Below are 23706 nucleotides of genomic sequence, written 5' to 3' on the forward strand. Positions count from 1 at the left end.
ACCCTCCCCCTTTGGATTATTTCACCACGATGTTGACTAACTTATCGGGTACCACAATCACTTTCACCACGGTTTTGCCTTCTATCCAGGGTTTTATCTTCTCGCTGGCAAAAGCCTTCTTTTCCATTTCTTCCTGAGAAAGGCCACGGCTCACCTGGATGTTATCCCTCACCTTTCCATTCACCTGTAACACCACGGTAATGGTATCTTCAACAAGATAGGCGGGATCATACGTAGGCCACTTTTCAAAAAGAATCGAAGGTTTGTGTCCTAACTTTTCCCACAGTTCTTCTGTGATAAATGGCGCAAAGGGATGTAGAAGCTTCACAAAATCCTCAGCAACCTCGCGGGAAAGTTCTTCTTCACGACTCAGGGCGTTGATAAACACCATGAGCTGACTGATAGCGGTATTGAATTCCAGATTTTCAATCCTCTCAGAAATAAACTGGATACTTTTGTGTCTGAGCCGATTGATTTCTTCGGAAGGTTTCTTGTCCACAATAGGTTTTTCGTCAAATGTCTTCCATACCTTGTCAAGGAAACGCTTCACTCCCATGATGCCCTTGGTGTTCCAGGGCTTATCAGCGGCCAATGGTCCCATAAACATCTCATAAAGTCGCAGGGTATCAGCGCCGTATTCGGCAATCACATCATCAGGATTGATCACATTTCCACGGGATTTGGACATCTTCTCCCCGTTTTCCCCAAGAATCATCCCCTGGTTACGGAGTGCCATGAATGGCTCAGGATAATCTACCACCCCAATATCATGCAAAAACTTGTGCCAAAAACGGGCATAGAGAAGATGCAAAACCGCATGCTCGGCTCCACCCACATAGAGATCCACAGGTCCCCAGTATTTGATCTTTTCCGGATCGGCAAGGGCTTTGTCATTTTTGGGATCAATATAACGAAGGTAATACCAACAACTCCCTGCCCATTGGGGCATGGTATTGGTCTCTCGTTTGGCTGGACCACCACATTTGGGACATGTGGTATTCACCCATTCGGTAATAGCGGCCAGGGGAGATTCTCCCGTTCCTGTTGGTTTATAGCTCTTGACATTGGGAAGTGTCAAAGGGAGGTCTTTTTCATCAAGGGGAACGATACCACACTTCTCACAGTGTACCACAGGAATAGGTTCCCCCCAGTACCTCTGACGGGAAAATATCCAGTCTCGCAATTTATAGTTCACCGTTCTCTTTCCAATCCCCTTTTCCTCTAAGTAGCGAATGATGGCCTCTTTCATCTCCTTGGTTTTCATCCCGTTGAAAGGACCGGAGTTCACGGCAATACCATCCTCTTCTTCAGCCTCTGTGAGTTCATAAAGAGTCCCATCTTTGCTGACGACCTGGATGATAGGAAGATTGAACTTTTTGGCAAACTCAAAATCTCGACTATCGTGTGCAGGAACAGCCATGATGGCCCCTGTTCCATAACCCATCAGCACATAGTCGGAGATCCAGATAGGAATCTTGTGGCCATTGAGAGGATTAATAGCGTAGGCCCCTGTGAAAACCCCTGTCTTCTCTTTGTTGAGATCCGTTCGTTGAAGGTCGGTCTTCCGGTTGGCTTCTGCCTGATAAGCTTTGACGGCTTCTCTTTGTTCTGCGGTAGTGATTTTGTCCACCAAGGGGTGTTCAGGGGCAAGGACCATATAGGTTGCCCCAAAAAGGGTATCAGGCCTGGTAGTGAAAACCGTGATGACTTCATTTGTTCCATCAACAGGGAACTTTACTTCAGCACCCTCAGAACGGCCAATCCAGTTCCTCTGCATCAGCTTGATCGATTCACTCCAGTCCAGGAGATCAAGATCCTTGAGAAGCCTTTCGGCATAGGCGGTAATCTTCAGCACCCATTGACGAATACGTTTCCTTTCAATAGGCGTACCACAGCGGTCACATTTTCCATCTTGGACCTCTTCGTTGGCAAGACCTGTCCCACAACTCGGACACCAGTTGATAGGCATCTCAGCCTCATAAGCCAAACCTTTTTTGAACATCTGCAGGAATATCCACTGAGTCCACTTATAATAATCCGGATCACAGGTGCTCACTTCCCTATCCCAGTCATAACAAAAACCGATAGACTTGATCTGTTCGCGAAAACGATTGATATTTTTGTAGGTGGTATCAGCGGGATGAGTGCCGGTCTGAATAGCATAGTTTTCTGCAGGCAAACCAAAGGCATCAAAGCCCATGGGATGAAGCACATTGAAGCCATTCATCCGTTTGTAGCGGGTATAGATATCGGTAGCGGTATACCCCTCTGGATGTCCCACATGAAGCCCTGACCCAGAAGGATACGGAAACATATCCAGAACATACAAGCGCTTCTCCTCAGGGTAAGAAGGATCTTCGGTTACTCGAAAGGTTTTGTGTTTGTCCCAGTATTCTTTCCATTTCTTTTCGATAGCTGTGAAGTCGTAGGCTGCCATATCTACTCCCCTTCTCTATGCAATATCATCAACATTGGTGACAAAACTCACGTTTTTGAGAATGAACTCCTTTCTCTGACCTGAGACATCCTCGCCCATCAGCACCTTCACCATATTATTGGCTTCCTCAAAGTCTGTAATACTCACCCGCAAAAGCTTTCTTGTCTCAGGGTTCATGGTAGTCTCCCAGAGCTGTTCGGGATTCATCTCTCCAAGACCTTTGTAACGTTGTATCTCATATTTGGTGTTTTTGAACACCTTTTCAAGAAGTTCATCCTTTTCCTGGTCACTATAGGCATATTCGGTCTTCTTGCCCGCCGTAATCTTATAAAGTGGCGGTTGAGCAATATAGACATGCCCCTCTTCAATGAGAGGACGCATAAATCGGTAAAAGAAAGTTAAAAGAAGGGTACGAATATGAGAACCATCTACATCGGCATCGGTCATGATGATAATTTTGTTGTAGTTGAGTTTCTCAATGTCAAAATAGCTGTGATACCCTGTGCCTATAACAGCAATCATGGTCTTGATCTCTTCATTGGCCAAAATGGTATTGAGATTTTGCCGTTCAATCTTTTTCTCGACATTGAGAATCTTTCCCCGGAGAGGCAAAATAGCCTGGAATTCACGGTTTCTGCCTTGCTTAGCCGATCCACCAGCTGAATCTCCCTCTACAATGAAGAGTTCCCGAAGTTCTCGCTTTCGGGAGGTACAATCAGCCAACTTCCCGGCGACGATAGTCGCTGTCTCTCGTTTGTTTCGACCAACATTGTTTCGCACTCCCTGCCTGGCTTTCTCTGCCTCTTCAAGGGCCCGTTGTTCGAGAAGGCTTTTTTGAATGATTTTCTCGGCCAAGTCCAGATTCTTCTCAAAAAAGACAAACAAAGCTCCTTCAACAATATCCTTGATGACCGTTCTGGCGGCAAGGGGTTCTGTGAGTTTATCTTTTGTCTGGCCTTTGAACTCCGCATTGGGAATCAGGGTATTAATCACACAGGTAAATCCAAAGGAAAGGGTTTTTCTATCAATTTTCTCGTCTTTACGTCCAAGATTGAGTCTCTCTGCAAAGTCCTGCATAATCTTTTCATAGGCCATCCAGAAACCATCCACATGAATACCATGAGATTTGGTATGAATAGAGTTGGTATAACTATAGATTTCCGGATCATCACCGGTATTTCGGTACTGGAAGGCTATCTGAAGACGAAGGGTTCCCCCTTCGATTTCTTTTTCCCCGGAGATAACAATGGGATCAGCAAAGAGAAGCTCCTCATCTTTGTTGAGTTCATTCTTGAGAAAGTCCACAATCCCATTGGGAAAACAAAAAACCTCTTTTGTTGGTTCACCGCTCACCGTATGATCTTCAAAGGTAACCTCAAGACCAGGATTCAGAAAGGCCACTTCACGAAGCCTGGCTCTCAGAATAGCCTGGCTGAAACTATGAACCTGAAAGATAGAATCATCTGGCTGGAAACGTACCACCGTTCCCGTAGAAGAAGCCTCTCCTACCACCTTGAGAGGTTGTTTTTTGATACCCTTCTCGTAGCGAATGGCATACCGTTTTCCCCCACGGGATACTTCAATCTCCAGAAAAGAAGAAAGGGCATTGACCGCCGTAAGACCAACCCCATGAAGTCCACCCGAAACCCCATACACCTGCCGGTTAAATTTTCCACCAGAGTGAAGTTCTGTGAGAATAAGTTCAATAGCCGGTATTTTTTTCTGTGGATGAGGGTCAACAGGAATACCCCTTCCATCGTCGATAATCTCTACTGTATTCTGGGCAAGAAGACGAACCGTGATGTGTTTTGCATGACCAGCCAAGTGCTCATCAACAGAATTATCAATCACTTCAAAAGCAAGATGATGATAACCATCTATCTCCCTATCACCAATGTACATATCGGGACGGGTACGGATATTTTCTGGAAACTGAAGAACACTAATCGATGCAGACGTATATTCTTTACTCATGCTTCCTCCCCTGGTGAAAACCAAAAAACACTTGGCATATTATACCACAAAAAGAAAAAAAATACAACCCCTTACAAAAAAATGCTCTCTCAAAAGGGGAATCATACCAAGAAAACTGATGAAAAAAATTTCCCCTGTTCAGTTGATATTTTGTGAAAAAGGGTATACAATATAAAGAGAATATTTCCTGGAGGATGCCATGAAGAGATATAAACATATCCTTATTTTCCTTTCGATGGGTTGTCTTTTTCTTTGTGTTCTGGGGTGTGGATCAACGACAAAACCATCTTCTATCCCACGGCTGGTAGAGAAATCCGCCCCTCAAACCCCCACCTGGATTCTCACCCCTCCAAAACCTGATAATACCTTTGTGTATTTCGTTGGAGGGGCAGAAAATCAACCCTCACTTCAAACAGCCAAAAAAGCCGCTGTTGCCGATGCTACGCGCCAGTTGGTTGATTATATTGGTATTCGGGTTACCCGAAAAATCTCATACAAGGCGACAGGGACAGAAGGAGACAATGTTTCTTCCCTCACCCAACAGATTGAAGAAAGTATAGAAGGGAAAGGCAATGCCAATGTCAGTATTGAGGTCTCAGAAATCTACTATGAGAAATACGACAATGGCACATACACCATGTATACCCTGATTAAACTCCCTAAAAAATGGGTGGAAGCCGAAAGAGAACGCCAGCGAAAATTAGTAGAACAGCAAAGGACTATTTCAAAAAAATATCTCTCTGATGCTCAAGCGCTCATAGCTCAGCGCTATTATCAGCCAGCTCTTGAAGCTCTTTGGCAGGGTCTTCTCATCAGTGGCAAAGCCGCTGAAAACGAGGATGTGTATGAGGAGATTCGCACCCAGCTTTTGAGTGTTTACCAGCGACTTTCTCTTCAGTTGGTTTCCAGTCCCACCTATGCCTATAGCGAAGGGGGCAGTGATCTTATTGTTGTGAAAGTCCAGGACACAGAAAAAAAGATTCCTCTCTCTGGTATTCCGATTGAAGCCATCTCTGATGGGGGAACCTTGGTAGCCAAGAAGGGAACAACCACCGATAACGAAGGAAACATCACCTACGAAGTCTCTCAACCTGGAAATAAGAATCCGCTTCCTATCACTATTTCCTTCTCCTTCTCAGCCTACAGTAACATCATTGCGGCTGATAAAGAGTTAGAAGAACAGATCCTGAATCTGAAGAAAAAGAATCGTATTGAACTTTCACTCAAAGTAGCTCCTCGCACCAAAGCTCAACCCACCGCTGTGGTTCTTTTGCGCACCACAAAGCAGGGAACAAAGAGTGAGTCTTATCTCTTTGATCAGGCTGCCAATGACAGCCTCTCTTCTCAATTGGCCAGTAAAGGGTTTAACGTCATAGAAATCGAAATGCCAGACCTTGATTTTACCAGCGAGAAGAAACTCAAAGAAACGCTCATCAATCATATTCGTTCCCGTTATCCAGAGATTCGTCGTCTTCTCTATGTCCTCATGAGCGGCAACGTGTTAGGAAATGCGGGAGATATTGTGAAGATGGATGCCCTCAGTGGTCTCTATGTCAGTGAGGTAAATCTTTCTTATAGCTGGATTGATCTGGTAGCCAACAAGGTAGAAGAAGGAAAACCCCTCCAGGGAAAGGGAGCAGGCCTGAATGAAGAACAAGCTCTCCAGAATGGTATCAAAAATGCCATTGGGGCTTTAGTATCCTTCCTTGATGAACAGGCCACAAAGAAGAAATAAGTTCTCCTATCAAAGGGGTAACCAAAAAAGTTTATGTTTTCACTGAAACGATCCATTATAGCTGTGCTCCTTTTTCTCCTTTTTTATGTGCTCCTGATGGTAGGAGGGGATTTTTTTCTTCATCGTCAAAAAAGCACCATAGAAAAGGCTTTTGAAAAAGAATTTCCCGGTGTCACCCTTTCTATTGGAAGGCTCTATAACCTTCCCTTTGGATTTCTGGGGGCCAAGGATATCGTCATCTCTTTTGGGAATCACAATAGCGTATCGATAAAACAGGTAAGATTCTTTTATCTCCCCAGTGTTCTCTGGGATGGGATGGAGGCTATTTATCAGATCACTATTCAAGAGGCCGATGGTACGATAGCCCCCAATGAATTACTGGCCTATCTGGAATCCTTTTCTCAAAATATCTCCTCTAAGAAAATGTCCCCAAAAATTGTTATGCAAAAGAGTAAATTTCTCTTTTCTTTCTGGCAAACCTTTTTTGCCACCTTTTCCCTTTCCGAGGCTATGTTTCGCCCCCACCCCATCGGCTGGGAAGCTGCCTATGATGGAGAGTTTCAGGTAAATGACGTTTATTCCATGGAATATCTCCATGGAAAGGGTTCTCTCAAACTTTACCTGTATGGAACTCACTGGTGGGAAACACTCGTTCAAACAAAACTCTCTCTTTCTGTTGGTGGTATCCCCATTTCTCTTTTTACGAATTTTTCTGCCGACCTCTCTCTCTACCGTAAACATCATCTTTCGCAAACCAATACCCGAGAAAGTCTCATCGTAAACTTTGCGGAAAAAAGTCTTGCCTACTCTCAACAGCTTTTTCTCAACTACGGAAAACTTCAGGAAAAAGGTATCTTTGAGTACTATTTCTCTCCAGGGAGATATACCTTAGAAACGTCGTGGAAAAAGGCTCAGTCTTCCCTTTCTTTTCATCTTCAGGGTCCAGAACAACAATTTCTTTCTCTCTTCTGTAACCCTGAAGGTGGAACGTTAGCCATGTCAGCCAAAAAAGGAGGAAAGGCTTCGTTTACCTGGCAATGTTCTTCTCAAGGCTTTTCTCTCAAAGGAAATGGCACATCATTGATGGTCATCCCCAATTTTCTTTATCTGAGTGGCAAGACCTCTCTTCAGGCATCTTCCCGAGGCGGTTTTCTTCAGATTGAAGACCTTCGAGTAAACAGAGGAAGGGCTGGAAATACGGTGATTCGCTTTCAAAAAGAAACCAACGGTATTTCTTTTGTAAAGGAAAGTGGCAATTTAGGTTTTGATGGATTTATTGGAAGGGATATTACCGTCAATTTTGAGGGAAGAAATATCGAAGGAACAGCCCTTACCACCACCATATGGTTTGATGGTTTTGATTTAGCCAAGATGACCCTGGCTACAAAAGGGCGTTTTTTCATGGATGAAAAAGGCAAAATTTCAATCAATGGAAAAATAGAGGGTTTTCGGCTTCTCACAGGAGGAAGTTGTCGAGCCTTGGCTGACTATTCTATTGAGGTGTTATCTCCAACCAATGCCATTACAAAACTCTCTAATCTCTCATTTTCCAAGGAAAATATTCGAGGAAATATCACGATAGAAACATCGTATCCAAATCGGAGATGGACATATGTTTCCCTTGCCGGAGATGGCCGTTTTCCGTTCATAGGCCAATCTCCCATTCAGTTGTCCTATACCTGGGATGCCCTTGCTGAAAAGGGAGAGGGATCACTGAATCTTCGTCAGAATATTCAACTTGTCTTTTCTCATCATCTCACTGACGGTGAACTTGAATGGAAGATTTCAAACCTTTCTCTTTCGCTTCTTCCTCTCAAAATATCCAAAAGACCAGTATTACAAAGCTCGGGGATACTTACCTGGAACAAAAATACCATCTCTTTTCTCAAAACCTCCTCTCTTTTGCTGATTGAAGGTATGCCTTACGAACTTCGTATGGAGGGCAGAACAAAAGAGGCTAACTTCTTTATTGACAATTTCTGGCTTGGGCTTCAGGCAGACACCCTCATAGGCCAGGGGCAATTTTCTCCAAAACCAGAAGGGGGAGAACTACGTATAGGCTTCATTCGTGGAGGAGGTTTTCTCATTCGGTGGGATAAAGAACGATGGGAAAGCATTATAGACCTCAAAAAAGCGGGCATTCGACTTCCTGATAAGCGTGTTTTCTTTGTAGAAGGAATAGGAAAACTCACAGGAGAAGGATTGTCCTTTGATGGAGAGGGACAGATAAAAATAAGTGACGAGAACACGATATTTCTGGTAAGAAACCTTCGGAAAGAGGGAAAACGCATTGAAGCTAAAGAGATTTTTGTTGACGGGAGAGGATGGGAGATCACGGGTGATGGGTTTGTTGACCTGAGTACTACCAATGCGGGATGGAGTTTTCTTCTTGCTTCAAAGGAAAAACATTTATTCCAGCTCTCACTCATCGGTTCCTTGGAGAGAAAAGATGATGCCTATTTGGTCACCTATCGTATTCCCGAGTGGCTTCTCACCCAAAAGAAACAACCCGCGCTGAGTGGTGAAGTAATAATAAAGAACTCTCTCATTACCTTTAGCAAGAAACAGTTGTATGGTATCAACGGTTTTTATGACCTCTCTACCAAGAACCTTTTGATAGAATATCTTTTGCCCTTCTTAAGCGGCAATATTTCGGGAGAAGTCTCTGAAAAAAACATCAATCTCCGAAGTCAACATCGAGGCACCCTTTCTTTTCTGGATAAATGGCAACAGATACGCCTTTCTGGTGCCTTTTTTGCAAAAATCGATCTTGCTGGTAATCCAACCTCTCCCTCTTTAGATGGAAATATTCAGCTTCAAGACCTTTTTCTTTCTTTTCCCGGGCTTGTCACAAAAATAACCAATCAGTATCTTTCTCTGACCTTCTCTGGTGAGGAGATTGTTCTCCCCAGACAAAAGCTCACTACTTCCACTGGAATTTTCTGGATTCAAGGTGGTTTCAAGCCCTTTCAGGAGGGTTTCTTCTCTCTTCTTTTAGGAAGCCAGCGTTCTACTGATGTGTTTCGTTTTCAAAGTGCCCTTTTCACAGGAAGTGTGCAACCTGAAATACTTAACCTCACAGGAAATCAAAATGGCCTCTCTCTCAGTGGAAACCTCCGTCTTCGTCAATCACGTCTCTGGATAAGTCTTCAGGATATATGGCAAAGGGAAAAAGAAGATTTTCCTTTGCCGGTTCAGCTCACCCTTACCCTTTCCTTTGACCAGAAAGTGAATGTTCAGAGTGAGCTTTTTGATTTCGTCTTTGAACCAGGAGCCTCTCTCAAAGTAAAAGGAAATATCGGTAACCCACTTCTCACAGGGAAACTCTTGGTGGCTTCTGGAAATCTCCGATACCTCACACAGAACTTTCAAATTGTAGAAGGAAGTATTACCTTTGAGAATGATTTTTTTCCTACCGTAGAATTGCAATCAAAATACAAATACCGGGATTTTCAGGAAAATATTGATATTTATTTGACCTTTAGAGGAAAACTCCCTAAAATAAATCTGGTAAATTTTTATTCTATTCCAGAGAGACGACAGGAGGAGATTATCGCCTATCTTGGTTTACCTCAGGTGGCTACCAACACCAATATAGCCCCAAAAACAGCCCAGGCTCTTCTCTCGACAGGAGCTGGCCTTGCAGAAGATGTTCTTGTGCTTTCTCCCCTTTCGGCACGACTCCGGCAACAGCTGGGCCTTGATATGTTTGTGATCCGAAGTGCCTTGGCCCAGAATTATGCGAAGTATCTCACGGGCAGTGTTTCCAATCTCTCCTGGAATACCTTGTTAGAAGGATCTTCGGTCTCCTTGGGAAGATATATATTCCCCAATATCTTTCTTGAGGCAGATATTTCTCTCAAAGGTATGGAGGAAAGCAACACCGTGAGGCTTAGACCAGTATACAGTGTGGGAGTAAGTTATTCCTTTGAGGGATTTGAAGTGGGATGGTCGTATGAACCACTTACAGAACCTCTCCTTCCCCAACCCCTCCAGTACGAACAAAAAATCGAAATCAACTATAAAAGACGATTTTAGGAGTAGGCCATGCATCGTAAACCTTTCTTGCAGTTTTTCATTTTCACCAGTTTCTTGTGTGTGGGCTTTGTTTTTGGTCAGGAAATTGCTACTATTCAGGATATTACCTTTCAGGGACTCCAGAATATACAGGCAAGAGAACTGCGAAGTCTTCTTCCTGTGAAAAATGGGGATACCTTTTCGAGCGAGAAAGTGAATGAAAGTATCAAGATTCTCTATCAAACAGGGAAGATTCAGGATATTCGTGTGGAAAGGGAAAGACTTACCAATGGGTATCGTCTCATTTTCAAAGTGAAAGAAAACCCCTATCTTCGCTGGATACGCTTCAAAAATGCAGGAAGCCTGAGTGTCGAAGACCTCAAAAGCGCTATCCCACTCAAAGAAGAGGGATATTTCACAGAATCTATGATTACAGAGTCTGTAGCTATTTTGAAACAGAAATATATCGAAGAAGGATTCCGGGATGTCTCGATAGAGGCAAAAAAGGAGTCTTACGATGCCAAAAAAACCAATGCCTATGATATTACCTTTGTGGTGGATACAAAAAAGAAGGTTGTGGTGGAAAAAATCCTCATTACAGGAAATTCGGCCATCAAAACCAGTGAAATCAAAAATACTATGAAAACCAAGGAAAAATTCTGGTTTATCATCTCCGGTGTTCTCAAAGAAGATGAATTCGAACAGGATAAACAGCTTATCCAGTATCTTTACAAGAAAAAGGGATACTTTGATGTCGAAATCACCAAACATACATGGTATATCACCAATGTTGGTAAGGACAACCATCCGGCCATCTATGTAGAAATTGATATCAAGGAAGGAGAAAAGTATTATACGGGTACCATCTCTATTGAAAATAATACCATCTACAAAACAGAGGAACTTCGTTCGCTGATTACCCTCAAGGAAGGAAATGTGTACGACTACATCCAGATGGAGATGGGGAGATACGCGATCTACTCAAAGTACGCTGATAATGGGTACCTCTATGCAAATGTCGTCCTCATTCCCGAAAAGCGTTCCAATACCAATGTGATTGATAGCCGTCTCCTTCTTTATGAAGGAAAACGAGCCCATATTGAAAAGATTCTCATCACAGGCAATACCAGAACAAAAACAAAGGTGATTCAACGAGAGATTATCTTCCAGGAAGGAGAAATGTATATTAACCGAAAGGTCGAACAGACGAAAAACAGGCTCATGCAATTGGAATACTTCTCTGATGTGCAGGTTATCACCTATCCTGGCTCAGCCGAGGGGTTGGTAAATCTCAACGTTGATGTGGAAGAAACAAGAACAGGGCTTTTCACCATAGGTGTCACCTATGGGTTTGAGTCTGGTTTTTCCGCCTATCTTCAGGTCTCTGAAAAGAATTTCTTGGGTACTGGCCGTACGGTAACTGCCCGCGGTGAATGGGCCCAGAATAGTCAGTCCATTACCTTTGGGTTTCAGGAACCTTATCTCTTTGATCAGCCAATTTCAGCAGGATTTAGTGTGGGTTATAGTCGAAACTGGTTCAAGAATATTCCTACCGATGACAACAATGATGGCATCATTGACGGTTCCGATTTCAACTATCGAGACAATCCCAGTAATAGCTTTACTACACTCACCAATGACAAATACTACTATAGAGACAGCTTCAATATAGGGGTGAACGTCGGGAGACGATTCGGGATCTACTGGAATGGAAGTATTTCTTTGGGAACTTCATTTTATCAAGACACTGGTGCCAATTTCCAGAATCCTCTGATATACGGCAGCGTCTGGACCAATAATACAGGACTTTTAGATGATCTCAACAAAGGATGGTGTTTCAAAAACTATTTTGGCATCACCGCTACCAGAAATTCTACCGACAATCCCTTTGAACCCACTCGTGGGAGTGTCTTCCAGGCAACACTCACCTCATATGGAGGATGGCTTGGGGGAGAAAGTCATTTTATCAAGACCAAAACATTCTTCAGTACCTATTTCAACCCTATATGGAAGATTGTGCTTGCCTACAACATTTCCACCGAGTTTTTGCTTCCTCAAATCATGAATGGAAAAACCGAGTACTCCTCTTCAGAGATCCTGCGGTATGATGGTATCTGGGAACTTCGCGGTTGGATGGGACTTGTTCGTGGAGGAGAGTCAAAACTTTATCAGAGTTTTGAACTTCGTTATCAGATTTATCAGATATGGATCTGGGGAGCGTTTATTCTTGATGTTGGTAATCTCTGGCCGACATACAATGGAATAGCTCCTTTGAACCCTGAAGGGACCATGTTCAGTTTTGGTCCAGGTATTCGCTTTAATATCCCGGGATTTCCTCTTCGCTTTTATTTAGTGCGACGGGGATACTATGATCCTGTAGAAAGCCGTTTTAGACTTGAGAGAACAGATGACCTCTTCAGTGATTGGCAGTTTGTTCTTTCTATTCAAGGAATGTTTTAAGGAGGTTAGAGATGAAAAAATGGTTCTGGTATATGGTGGCCATGCTTCTTATGGGGAATACCATAACGCTCTGGTCGCAGAGTGCCGCTGCTCTTAAATTAGTCAAGGTGGCTGTCGTGGACTTTGATCGTGTTCTCCAGTCCTATCCTGGTTATGAAGATATTCGACAGGAACTCTCCAAAAAACGGCAGGAATATGATGCCCAGATACAGGAAAGAAAAAAGGCTATTGCTGCCCTTGAAGAAGAATACAAAAGGCTCTATACCTCTCTCTCGGCAGAAGAAAGAACCCGACGTGAGATTGAAATTGACAGCAAAAAACAAGAATTGGCTGAATTTACGATTGAAGCCAACAAGAGTCTTGATGCCCTTCGTAACGAACTCACCCGTACCATCTACAATAAGATTCTTGTTGTCGTTCAGAAAATTGGCAATGAAAAACGATACACCCTTATTCTGACCAAAGAAACAGCTGGACTGCTTTTCTACGATAGAACGGTGGATATCACCGCCGATGTTATCGCGAGGATAAAATCGGAGCAAAGCCTCAATGAAAGAAATTAACCTTCGTGTGAAAGTTCCCTCCTCAGGAGTGTTCACCTATCCTGTCATCTTTGGAAAAAATCACTGGCAAAAGCATCTCCGCGCTTTCTTAGAAAAAAAAACGTTCTCAAAGGTGGGATTTCTTGTTGATGAGAAGGTATTTGCTGCATGGAACAAAGAAATAGAGAGCTTTGGGTCTTCTGATATTCTTCTCATTCCTTCTGGAGAAAGCTCAAAAAACATCAATAAGGTCATTGAAATCACTGGCACACTCACCTCAAAAGGGTATGATAGGAAAAGCCTCCTCGTAGCTATGGGAGGCGGTGTGGTCGGAGATCTCTGCGGTTTTATCGCTTCCATCTACATGCGAGGTATTCCCTACGTGCAGATACCTACAACGGTGCTTTCCATTGTCGATAGTTCTCTAGGGGGAAAAACAGGGGTGGATACCCCTTATGGAAAGAATTTAGTGGGGAGTTTTCACTTTCCTTCGCTTGTTATTGCTGATACCCTGTTTCTTCAGACGTTGCCTGAAGAACAGAGAAAAAATGGTTTTGTAGAAATGGTCAAACACGCCCTTATCATCGATGGGACCTATTATGAAAGACTGATGAGACCTTTTTCTGAGGAAGAGTGGCCATCTCTTCTTTTGAGAAGCTGTGAGATCAAGGCAAGGATTGTGCAAAAAGACCCCAAAGAACAAAATCTCAGGCAAATCCTCAACTTCGGTCATACTTTAGGACATGCGCTTGAACATGCCGCGGGGTATTCTCTTCTTCATGGTTTTGCTGTCGCCTGGGGTATTATAGGAGAAGCTTTTCTTTCCATGAAAAAAAAGCTTCTTTCTGAGGACGAGCTTCAGCGTCTTATCCGGGATTTTCAACACAAAGGGCTTCTTGTTTCTCCAGAAATAATCAGCAAACTTTCCTGGGAGGATGTCCGTCTTCCCCTTCTTCACGACAAAAAAAATCAACGCCATACTGTGTATGTCGTTCTTATTGACAAAATTGGCCGGGTAAAGCCTTTTCAGGGACGTTATAGTCATCCTTTTGACGAAGTTTCTCTCAAGGAAGCGTTTAATTTTCTTCAGAACATAGCGGAGGATAGGCATGAACGTCATTGATCTTCATTCTCATACTCTCTGGAGTGATGGCACCCTCATTCCCTCCGAGCACATCCGGCGGGCTATTGTCAAAGGATACGGGGTGATTGCCATCACGGACCATGCGGATGCCACCAATATTGAACTCCTCTGCAAAGAAATAGTTCCTTTTGCCCGTTCCATGAACGAAAAACAAAATGAAATAACCGTTCTTGCGGGGATTGAACTGACTCATGTTCTTCCCGAGGATATCAAGGAACTCACCCTCTATGCTCGTGGAAAAGGCATCCATCTCGTTGTGGCTCATGGAGAAACCATCGTGGAACCCGTAAGACCAGGAACCAATCGTGCCGCTATTTTAGCTGAAGTGGATATCCTCGCCCATCCAGGCCTTATTGCAGAAGAAGAGGTGAAACTTGCAGCACAGAAAGGGGTTGCCCTTGAAATCAGCTATCGAAAAGGAAACTGTCTTGGGAATGGTCGAGTTGTAGATCTTGCCAAAAAATACAAGGCTCCCCTTGTGATCAATTCAGACGCCCATGATATTGGGGATTTTCTCACCCCTGAGCTCTGGAAAGCCGTTGGTTTAGGAGCAGGTCTTTCTTCTGAAGAGCTTTCTTCGGTGTATGAATTCAGTGCCTCGCTTGTCAAAAAAGCCCTCTCAGGAGCACCCTCACGATGAAACGAACCCTCTGGCTCTTTGAAAAAATTCCCCTTTCTATCCGATGGATTATAGAAACCGTAGAAAAAGCTGGCTATGAAATTAGTATGGTGGGGGGAGCTGTGAGAGATATGCTTCTTGCTGGTGGTTATGAGAAAAGCAAGAAAGATTTTGATTTCGACTTTGCGACAAGCGCTACCCCACAGGAGATTATGCGTCTTTTTTCCCATACCAAGCATCCAGAAAACAAAGAGCATTTCATTGTTCCTACAGGCATCAAACATGGCACGGTAACGCTTATCATCAGGGAACCTGTAGAAAGTTTTGAGATTACCACCTATCGTATTGATGAAGAATACAAAGACGGACGCAGACCAGAGAGTGTTATTTTTGTACGTTCCCTTCATGAAGATCTTGCAAGAAGAGACTTTACCATTAACGCCATGGCCTATCACCCGCTCAAAGGAGAACTCATTGACCCTTTCGGTGGCGAAGAGGATATTCGTAGACGACTTATCCGGTGTGTGGGGGATCCTTTAGTGCGATTTTTGGAAGATGGCCTTCGCCCGATGAGAGCCTGCCGATTGAGTGCCAAGCTTCAATTTGAGATTGAAGAAGCCACCTTCTCGGCTATCCCCAAGTCCATGGAAAGCATAAAGAAAGTGGCCATGGAACGTTTCCATGATGAGTTTATGAAACTTCTGAAAACAGAAAAACCCTCTCTTGGTATAGAGGCTATGAGAAAATCAGGACTTCTCGAATACCTTATGCCGGAACTGTTAGAAGGGATTGGGGTAGACCAGAATGAGTTTCACAGGTATGATGTGTACTACCACAATCTCTATGCCTGTGATTTTGTTCCTCCCCATAAACCCCTTGTGAGATTTGCCGCCCTTCTTCATGATATTGCCAAACCAAGAGCAAAAAAGTTTGCTGAACAGGGCGGGCATGGAAACGTCTTCTACAACCATGAAGTCATGGGAGAGAGAATCGCCAGAAGAATTCTCAAACGTCTCAAAGCCAGCAATCAGGAAATTGAATGGGTATGTAAGTTAGTTCGTCTTCATATGTTTTATTACACCCATGAATGGACAGATGGAGCGGTGAGAAGGTTTCTTCGTCGCTTTGATGGGGATACAGCCTTCTTAGAAGATTTGTTTATTCTCCGTGAAGCTGATAGACTTGCCAGTGGCACCAAGCAAAGGACAGCCGATATTCTCGAGGATTTCAAAAAACACATCCAGCGTGTCCTGGAACAGGACAGTGCTCTCAAAGTAACGGATTTAGACATCAATGGTTATGATATCATGCAAAACTTTGATCTCAAACCATCCCCTCTTATCGGTCAAATCCTCAACTATCTCTTAGAGGTGGTTTTAGAACACCCTGATTACAATCAGAAGAATAAACTTTTAGAACTAACGAAAGACTACCTTGAAGGCAAACTTCTTCAGTTTGCCTTTTCAGAAGAATCATCGGCACACCAGGAGGAAGAAGAATGAAACATCATCATCTTGCTCTTCTCTTGTCCTTTGTTTCTTTGACACGACTCTGGGGAGATGTGTATGGCTTTCCCGACGAAGTTTTTCCCAAACGTCTCAACCTCAAAACGATAAATGACTATATCCATGAACAGGAAGTACTCTTGGCCTCAGGAAAAACGAATTACCAGCGCCTCTGGATTACCGCTGCGGCTTATTATTACCAGGGAGAGTTTTATAAAACTACAAAAGAAAGCCGAAAAGCCGCCTTTCTCAAGGCCAAAGACTATGCTCTTTTAGCCACTCAGCTCAACCCTTTGGGAGCAGAGGGATACTACTGGTTAGCGGTAGGATATGCCCTCTGGTCCAAAGAAAACGGCATACTTGATAGCCTTTTTTATGCCGATGATGTTCTTGAGGCTCTCAATAGGTGTATTGAACTTCAGCCCAACTATTTCGACGGTGTTCCCTGGGCCATGAGAGCCCTGGTCTATGACCTTGTTCCTGGCTGGCCCTGGTTCGGAGACAAGAAAAAAGCCTTTGAGAACATTGAAAAGGCTCTTCTTCTTTCCAGAAAAACCCCTGCTGAAAGAACTGTTGTTGGCATCTATGTGGATATGCTCACAAGAAATAAACAGTACACCGCTGCCACCAATGCTCTGGTAGCGTTTACCAATATCCCCTGGAATAGTCAATTTGAACTTGAGGAAAAAAGAGCCTTTAAGGATATTTCCAATGCCGTTCTTACCCTGCGGGCAAAAAACTACTGGCCCTGATTATAACACCCCCAAGAGTTCATAGATACGAATTCGCCCCTCCTGGTAAGGATAAAAATCGAGTTCCCTCACAATGACCCTATCCTTCACCTTCTGATAGGTAAACTCACTGATAATGATGTTTGTTTTATAGGTTTTGTTTTCATCCTGCAGCTCTTCAGTGAGAATCATGGGTTCCCCTATACCCGTGTAGTTTTTCTTTTTCTGAGAGCCAATATTCCCAATGGTAATCACCCCTGTGTTTAATCCAATACCAATATTGATAGGCTCTTTGCCCTCACGAATAAGATTCGCATTGAACTCCTTGAGTTTCTCCACCATCCGGACAGAGGCAAGACACGCCTGAAAAGCATGATCTTCCAGGGGAAGGGGAGCTCCCCAAAATGCCACGATAGCATCCCCAATATATTTATCGAGGGACCCTTTTGTCTCAAGTACAATATCTGTCATCTGAGAAAGATACTGATTCAAGAATTCAATCAACTCTGTGGGTTTCATTCCCTCAGAGAGTGTGGTAAAGCCACGAATATCCGAAAAAAGCATCGTCACTTCTCTCTCTACTCCACCTAATTCTACCAGAGAAGGATCCTCAACAAGAATATTCACCAGATCCGGACTCACATAACGGGAAAAAGTGGATTTTATGAGACGTTTCTCCCTTTCTTCAGTCAAGAGAATATACACTTCTCCCAAAACAAGATACAGCACGCCGGCAACAAGTGGGAGAAACGTCACCACTACCCACCCCATCTTGAAACAGAGAATCCCTACCCCAATGGGCATAAAGAGAGCAAGAAAAAGAGCTACAATCGTGGTTTTCAGTCCCCGAGAGAGAAGCACCTGCAAAACAAAAAGCCAGAGAACAAGAAAAACCAATTCTCCCCACCAAGGTACATCCGCTAAAAACTCCCGGTTCAAAATCGTTCCCACCCCATAGGCCAAATGATCCACACTAAAAAGGGACCCCAACGGAGAAGAAAACTTATTGGCTGCTGTTCCCTCTGAACGAACCCCAAAAAGAAGGATACTCTGTTTTGGAATACCCGCTCTGAAAATATCCTTGAGAGAAATGGTTCTCAGGTACTGATATTGTCCCTGGCTTTTGTAATGAACTCTCATCCGATAGTGTTTGTCCACGGGAATAACAATATCCACAATTTTGTCTCTCAGCTTCGCTTTGGGGAGCACAATCTTTTCCGGCATAATACGAAGATCCTCAAGTTTTACTCCCGTATACATAAGCGTCATCATCAATACCGCCGAAGGATACACCACATTGGTCAGGGAACCATTTCTTTTATAAGAAACCACAGCAAAGAGAGGCACCTTATACATGATTTCCTCTTCCCCTTCAAGATTGAGATACCCCATATATCCTACACGCTGAAGATACTCAACAGCGGGAGCCGTATATGAGGCATACCCACTCAAAAGGGAAGGATCAAGAAAAGCCACCTCAAAGGGTCGCATAGCTTTGGCTTCATCAGACTCATAATCCAGAGGTTCCCCTTTCTCTTCAAGACGAAAATCCATACCCACAGGAAGAGGATACCCCTCAAGTTTTGTCAAAAGTTCTTTCTCTGCTGCCCCATAGAAAGGAATATTGAAAAAAAGCGTTGCCGGTCGTTTTGACGGTTCCATCGAAAGAAAATGCTCCAATACAGACGCCCACACAGCTCCAGGCAGGGGATAACTCTTGTAGTACTTGATAGATTCTTCATCAACAGAAACAATATAGATATAACGATAAAACTCCGACTGAGCCGATTGCCGCTGGGCCATTCCCTCTCCCGTCAAACTCCCACCCCGAGCGGCAAAAGCCGCATAGCGAAGATTGAGCGATACTCTTTCTATCTGATGCAAAAAATCTCTCCATCCAAAGAAGGAAATCCCTTCAGGAAGATAATATATAACCACGAAGAAGAACAAGATCAAAAGATTGATAATCGTCAAAATAACTGTTTTTTTGGCTGATCCAGGCTTCTTCATAGACGACCCCTTTTATTTGATATCCCACAGTTCATAGACCCTCACCGGCTCTTTTTTCCCTTTCACACGTGTGAGATCAAGTTCACGAACCACCACCCTATCCTTTACCTGAGCGTAGGTAAACTCAGAGATAATAATCTGAGTGTGATAAAACTTATTGAGGCCTTTAATACGAGAAGCCAGGTTAACCGAATCTCCAATAGCGGTGTAATTCTTCTGTCTATCCGAACCCACATTCCCAACCACCGCCCTACCTGTATTCAACCCAATATTGACCAACACAGGCTTCAAGCCGAGCCTCTTCTGCTCCTGGTTGAAAAGTTCCACGCGCTTCAGCATCTCCACTGCTGTTTTACAGGCCAAATAGGCATGCTGAGGATCCTCAATAGGAGCACCCCAAAAGGCCATGATCATTTCTCCCATATACTTATCAAGTGTCCCATTTGCCTCAATAATCATATCTCCCATAAAACCAAAATACCGATTGAGAAAGTCCACAATCTCCCGTGCCGTAAAACCTTCGGTTACCTCGTGAAAGTTTTTGATAGAAGAGAAAAAGATAGTAATCTCCTTTTCACTTCCACCCAATTGCAAGACATCGGGATTTTCAATGAGAAGATCAACGAGCTTTGGATTCAGATAGCTTGAGAAGGTTTGACGAATGAAACTCTTCTCCCGACTTTCGGTAATCAAAACATAGACCTGGGCAAAAACCAGAACAAGAATGGCATCAAGAAACGGAACAAAGGTAATAATATGCCAATCCCTGAAAAATCCAGCTACCCCCACCACAAAGGGCACAAAAGACACCGAAGCTCCAAGAGAAAGCCAGCCCATACCACCCCTCACCGCAAGAAGGGCGACAAGCATCACCAGAAGAAAAGTATACAACACCTCCACCCAGGGAAGAGGAAACTGCAAAAAGCGCTTTTCATACAGCGTATAAAGTGAATAGGCTATATGTTCAATACCAAACATCTCACCAAAGGGAGAACGCCAGATATCATGTGTTCCACTTTTTGAATACATACCTGTCAGAAGAATGGCTCCCTTGGGCAGTTCTACCTTGGTGATATCCGCGAGTGACACTACTCTCACACGACCTGATCCAGGAGGAGCCAAATAATTGATTCCCACATACCCACGCCTTCCAGGAATATGCGGTACAAAAAAATCCTCTCTTTTTCCTTTGTATTCAGCATTGGTAATCAAAAGCCCCTCTGGCTTCCATACCAACTGAGAAAAATTTGCCTTCAAAAGTTGAAGAAGAATCCCCATCTGTATAGAAGAGTAGTACACATTGGTAATACCCTCATTGGTGATGTCCTGTCCTTTCTGTCTATAGAACACCGACACCATTCCAGGAAAATAACGGTAGACCCCACTTTCATCACTAAAGAAATTCGCCGCTCCGGTAGCATCTACTCTATCCATCAAAGGAGAAAGAATAAGCACCTGTTTTGTGTAATGCGAAACTTCCTCATAAGGAATAGGCCTATCATATTCAAAACGCCGTAAACTCTGCACAGAAGGATGACTATATTCCATCGCATCCCTTTGCACAAGTTTATGAAAATAAGGGTCTTCTGCTCTGAGATTCACCGCCGCCTGAGAAAGCTCCAAGATAAAGTCTATCGCTAGAGGCTTTTTGTAATTGTGAAACGCCAAAAAAAGATTGGTATCACTTTGAGGGTTTCGAGAAGGATCAGAGAACACAATATCAAAAAAGATAAGATCGGGTTGTTTCTCCTCTGGTAAACGGGCGAAATGATTGAGATAATCCGCCCATACCTGCCTATCAAAAGGGAAACTCCCTCCAAACTTGGCGATGGCTTTGTCATCAATAGCCACAATTACCATTCTGTCTAAAAGAGAGGATTCCGGCTTCTTCTGAAACCAGGATTCGAGATAGTACCGTACGCGAAAACGCCAGTTAAGGGTTCTATCCTCAAATCCACGGAGAAAAGACCGCAAGATTCCTCCCGATCCCTCTCCATAGTACAGAATACTCGAAAAGAGAACAACAAACGTTCCAAAGCCCAAAACAACCACATATTTCAGGAATTTTCTGAACTTTTTCATGAAGACTCATCCTCCTTCTTGAGTTTGAGGATAATTCCTGCCAGAGGAGGAAGGGTAAGGGAGAGAGAATAGGGTTTCCCCTGCCAGGCTATATCATCAGACCACACCCCACCAGCATTCCCAATATTGGCACCTCCATAGATTTCTGAATCTGAATTAAAAATCTCTCTGTAAAAACCACGCGCAATAGTTCCAATACGGTACTGATAACGGGGTACTGGTGTCATATTGAGAACCACAACGACAAAATCACCCTTTCTATCCCGTCTGAGATAGCTGATAATAGAATTATCCGAATCATAAAAATCAATCCACTCAAAACCATAAGGATCGGTATCCAGTTCATACAAGGCCGGTTCCTGGATATAGAGATGATTGAGATCCCTCACCAATCTCTGAAGTTTAGCATGAGGTTCATACTGAGTGAGATGCCAGTCGATACTTTTGGCTTCACTCCATTCATCCCACTGTCCAAAATCCTGTCCCATAAACAAAAGCTTTTTCCCGGGATGTGTCCACATATAGGTATAGAGAAGCCTCACATTGGCAAACTTCTGCCATACATCCCCAGGCATTTTGTTCAAAATCGAACGTTTTCCATGCACCACCTCATCGTGAGAAAGGACTAGAATAAAATTTTCACTATACGCATACACCATGGAAAAGGTAAGTGTCCCCTGATGATACTTTCTATAGATGGGTTCCTTGGAAAAATACACAAGGGTATCATTCATCCAGCCCATATTCCACTTGAATTCAAACCCCAGTCCCCCCACATAGGTAGGCCTTGACACTCCCCCAAAAGCCGTTGATTCTTCGGCAATGGTCGTTGTTCCTGGAAACTTACTGAAGACCAGTTCGTTCATCCGTTTCATGAAATCAATAGCCTCAAGGTTTTCCCTTCCCCCATAGATATTGGGTACCCACTCTCCTTCCTTTCGAGAATAATCAAGATACAGCATGGATGCCACCGCATCTACCCGGAGCCCGTCAATATGATACTTCTCAAGCCAGAAGAGAGCATTGGCGATCAAGAAATTTCTCACCTCATTTCGGCCATAGTTAAAGATATAGGTCCCCCAATCCATGTGTTCACCCTTGCGGGGATCTTCATGTTCATAAAGAGCCGTTCCATCAAATCGGGCAAGCCCGTGAGCGTCCTTGGGAAAATGCCCCGGTACCCAATCTAGAATAACCCCAATATTGTTTTGATGCATATAATCCACAAAATACATAAAATCCTCAGGGGTTCCAAAACGACTGGTTGGAGCGTAATATCCTGTGACCTGGTACCCCCACGACCCATCAAAGGGGTGTTCAGCCACGGGTAACAGTTCCACATGGGTATACCCCATCTCTTTCACATACTCAGCGAGCTTTACCGCCAAATCCCTGTAGGTCAAGAACCCATTGGTTTCAGGCACACGCATCCAGGAGCCAAGGTGTACCTCATAAATACTCATCGGTTTGTGGAGATTCTGGGACTGGGCTCTTTTCTTGAGCCAGGCCTCATCATGCCATGTGTACTTGTTGATATCCCACACCCGCGAAGCCGTTTTTGGTCTCACCTCCGCATAGAACCCATAAGGATCAGATTTATCCAGAATATGATGGTGCTTGGTCTTTATCTGAAACTTGTAATTCTCCCCTTCTCCAATACGGGGAACAAAAATCTCCCATACCCCCGAGCTTCCTCTCACCCTCATCTGATGACGGCGATTGTCCCAGGCGTTAAAATCCCCCACCACCGCCACCGCACGGGCATTCGGCGCCCACACGGCAAACAGCACGCCCTTCACCCCATTGACCTCCATGATATGAGCCCCAAGCTTTTCATAAATCTGCTGGTGATTCCCTTCATTGAAAAGGTGGAGATCAAAGTCCGTCAACACAGGAGGAAAAACATACGGATCTTCTGTTTCGTGGATTACCCCATTGTGATATTCAATTCGCAAAAGGTAGGGGAAAAAATCCCTTCCATCTTCAAACACACATTCAAACATACCATTGTAATGAACAGGCTGCATCTCATACACCGTTTCCTTCTTCCCCTTTGCGGAAAGATCGACAACCTGAATAGATTTTGCTGATGGATTCAACACCCGAATAACCGAAATGTTCTTTTCCCCCCAGTGAATCTTGTGAAAGCCAAGAACCTCAAATGGATCATGGTGATCAAAATGAAGAAGCTTGTTCAAAGCCTCATGAGACAACGTGCCCCGCATAGAGCCTCCACTTTTGTATTTGCTTTTGTATATATCATAAGGAAAATTTTATTTTCTGCAAGAGGTTAGAAAAAATTTTTCTTCTCTATTTAGAAAATGAGACCCCTGCACTGGGGTTTTCTTTCCCTATTTGGATCAGGGGCGACGCCCCTGAAACCCCGATTTTTCTGTTCACAAGGGCTTATGTATTTTTTATTCAAAAAGAGAGTATTTTTTATTGTCGTA

General features: G+C 43.7%; 13 protein-coding genes. 8 read left to right on the top strand and 5 right to left on the bottom strand.

Translation table 11 applies throughout. The features are described 5' to 3' along the window. Positions 1-16: 16 nt before the first annotated feature. Positions 17-2437, bottom strand: a complete 2421-nt coding sequence (gene leuS, locus BREVNS_RS10340; RefSeq protein WP_483426928.1) for a leucine--tRNA ligase — start codon at positions 2435-2437, stop codon at positions 17-19. Positions 2438-2452: 15 nt separating this feature from the next. Then, complete coding sequence (locus BREVNS_RS10345) at positions 2453-4411, bottom strand: DNA gyrase/topoisomerase IV subunit B (RefSeq protein ID WP_483426929.1); 1959 nt, start codon at positions 4409-4411, stop codon at positions 2453-2455. Between the two features lie 199 nt (positions 4412-4610). Here BREVNS_RS10345 and BREVNS_RS10350 point away from each other — a divergent pair, with 199 nt between their 5' ends. Genes BREVNS_RS10350 through BREVNS_RS10385 form a run of 8 tightly spaced genes read left to right on the top strand, consistent with a single transcriptional unit; the run spans position 4611 to position 17185 of the window. Further along, complete coding sequence (locus BREVNS_RS10350) at positions 4611-6146, top strand: hypothetical protein (RefSeq protein ID WP_483426930.1); 1536 nt, start codon at positions 4611-4613, stop codon at positions 6144-6146. 33 nt (positions 6147-6179) lie between these two features. Further along, positions 6180-10184: a translocation/assembly module TamB domain-containing protein gene (locus tag BREVNS_RS10355; RefSeq protein ID WP_483426931.1), complete on the top strand. Its 4005-nt coding sequence runs from the start codon at positions 6180-6182 to the stop codon at positions 10182-10184. 9 nt (positions 10185-10193) lie between these two features. Continuing rightward, the gene (gene bamA, locus BREVNS_RS10360) at positions 10194-12623 is read left to right on the top strand and encodes an outer membrane protein assembly factor BamA (protein WP_483426932.1); all 2430 of its coding nucleotides are present in this window, start codon (positions 10194-10196) and stop codon (positions 12621-12623) included. 11 nt (positions 12624-12634) lie between these two features. Then, positions 12635-13186, top strand: coding sequence for an OmpH/Skp family outer membrane protein (locus BREVNS_RS10365; RefSeq protein WP_483426933.1), 552 nt, complete (start codon positions 12635-12637; stop codon positions 13184-13186). Beyond that, positions 13173-14288 carry a 3-dehydroquinate synthase gene (gene aroB / locus BREVNS_RS10370; protein ID WP_483426934.1) on the top strand — a complete coding sequence of 372 codons (1116 nt, stop codon included), beginning with the start codon at positions 13173-13175 and terminating at the stop codon, positions 14286-14288. The genes BREVNS_RS10365 and aroB overlap by 14 nt, the downstream gene beginning before the upstream one ends. Next, positions 14275-14949, top strand: coding sequence for a histidinol phosphate phosphatase domain-containing protein (locus tag BREVNS_RS10375; protein WP_483426935.1), 675 nt, complete (start codon positions 14275-14277; stop codon positions 14947-14949). The genes aroB and BREVNS_RS10375 overlap by 14 nt, the downstream gene beginning before the upstream one ends. Further along, positions 14946-16430: a CCA tRNA nucleotidyltransferase gene (locus BREVNS_RS10380; RefSeq protein ID WP_483426936.1), complete on the top strand. Its 1485-nt coding sequence runs from the start codon at positions 14946-14948 to the stop codon at positions 16428-16430. Before BREVNS_RS10375 ends, BREVNS_RS10380 begins: the two co-directional genes overlap by 4 nt. Continuing rightward, positions 16427-17185: a hypothetical protein gene (locus BREVNS_RS10385; protein ID WP_483426937.1), complete on the top strand. Its 759-nt coding sequence runs from the start codon at positions 16427-16429 to the stop codon at positions 17183-17185. Before BREVNS_RS10380 ends, BREVNS_RS10385 begins: the two co-directional genes overlap by 4 nt. On the opposite strand, the gene BREVNS_RS10390 is transcribed toward BREVNS_RS10385, so the two are convergent. From BREVNS_RS10390 to glgB, 3 genes are read right to left on the bottom strand one after another with little or no spacing between them, the layout of a single operon-like run. Continuing rightward, complete coding sequence (locus tag BREVNS_RS10390; RefSeq protein WP_483426938.1) at positions 17186-19174, bottom strand: adenylate/guanylate cyclase domain-containing protein; 1989 nt, start codon at positions 19172-19174, stop codon at positions 17186-17188. A 12-nt stretch (positions 19175-19186) separates the two neighbouring features. Then, positions 19187-21256 carry a CHASE2 domain-containing protein gene (locus tag BREVNS_RS10395; protein WP_483426939.1) on the bottom strand — a complete coding sequence of 690 codons (2070 nt, stop codon included), beginning with the start codon at positions 21254-21256 and terminating at the stop codon, positions 19187-19189. Beyond that, positions 21253-23481 carry a 1,4-alpha-glucan branching protein GlgB gene (gene glgB / locus BREVNS_RS10400; RefSeq protein WP_483426940.1) on the bottom strand — a complete coding sequence of 743 codons (2229 nt, stop codon included), beginning with the start codon at positions 23479-23481 and terminating at the stop codon, positions 21253-21255. The genes BREVNS_RS10395 and glgB overlap by 4 nt, the downstream gene beginning before the upstream one ends. Positions 23482-23706: the final 225 nt, after the last annotated feature.

Source organism: Longinema margulisiae (assembly GCF_025266855.1).
GTDB lineage: Bacteria > Spirochaetota > Brevinematia > Brevinematales > Thermospiraceae > Thermospira.

Bases quoted from the DNA above. Each gene is read 5' to 3' on its own strand.
- glgB (WP_483426940.1), bottom strand. From the start codon at position 23,481: ATGCGGGGCACGTTGTCTCATGAGGCTTTGAACAAGCTTCTTCATTTT.
- aroB (WP_483426934.1), top strand. From the start codon at position 13,173: ATGAAAGAAATTAACCTTCGTGTGAAAGTTCCCTCCTCAGGAGTGTTC.
- BREVNS_RS10390 (WP_483426938.1), bottom strand. From the start codon at position 19,174: ATGAAGAAGCCTGGATCAGCCAAAAAAACAGTTATTTTGACGATTATC.
- BREVNS_RS10355 (WP_483426931.1), top strand. From the start codon at position 6,180: ATGTTTTCACTGAAACGATCCATTATAGCTGTGCTCCTTTTTCTCCTT.
- leuS (WP_483426928.1), bottom strand. From the start codon at position 2,437: ATGGCAGCCTACGACTTCACAGCTATCGAAAAGAAATGGAAAGAATAC.
- bamA (WP_483426932.1), top strand. From the start codon at position 10,194: ATGCATCGTAAACCTTTCTTGCAGTTTTTCATTTTCACCAGTTTCTTG.
- BREVNS_RS10350 (WP_483426930.1), top strand. From the start codon at position 4,611: ATGAAGAGATATAAACATATCCTTATTTTCCTTTCGATGGGTTGTCTT.
- BREVNS_RS10395 (WP_483426939.1), bottom strand. From the start codon at position 21,256: ATGAAAAAGTTCAGAAAATTCCTGAAATATGTGGTTGTTTTGGGCTTT.
- BREVNS_RS10385 (WP_483426937.1), top strand. From the start codon at position 16,427: ATGAAACATCATCATCTTGCTCTTCTCTTGTCCTTTGTTTCTTTGACA.
- BREVNS_RS10365 (WP_483426933.1), top strand. From the start codon at position 12,635: ATGAAAAAATGGTTCTGGTATATGGTGGCCATGCTTCTTATGGGGAAT.
- BREVNS_RS10345 (WP_483426929.1), bottom strand. From the start codon at position 4,411: ATGAGTAAAGAATATACGTCTGCATCGATTAGTGTTCTTCAGTTTCCA.
- BREVNS_RS10375 (WP_483426935.1), top strand. From the start codon at position 14,275: ATGAACGTCATTGATCTTCATTCTCATACTCTCTGGAGTGATGGCACC.
- BREVNS_RS10380 (WP_483426936.1), top strand. From the start codon at position 14,946: ATGAAACGAACCCTCTGGCTCTTTGAAAAAATTCCCCTTTCTATCCGA.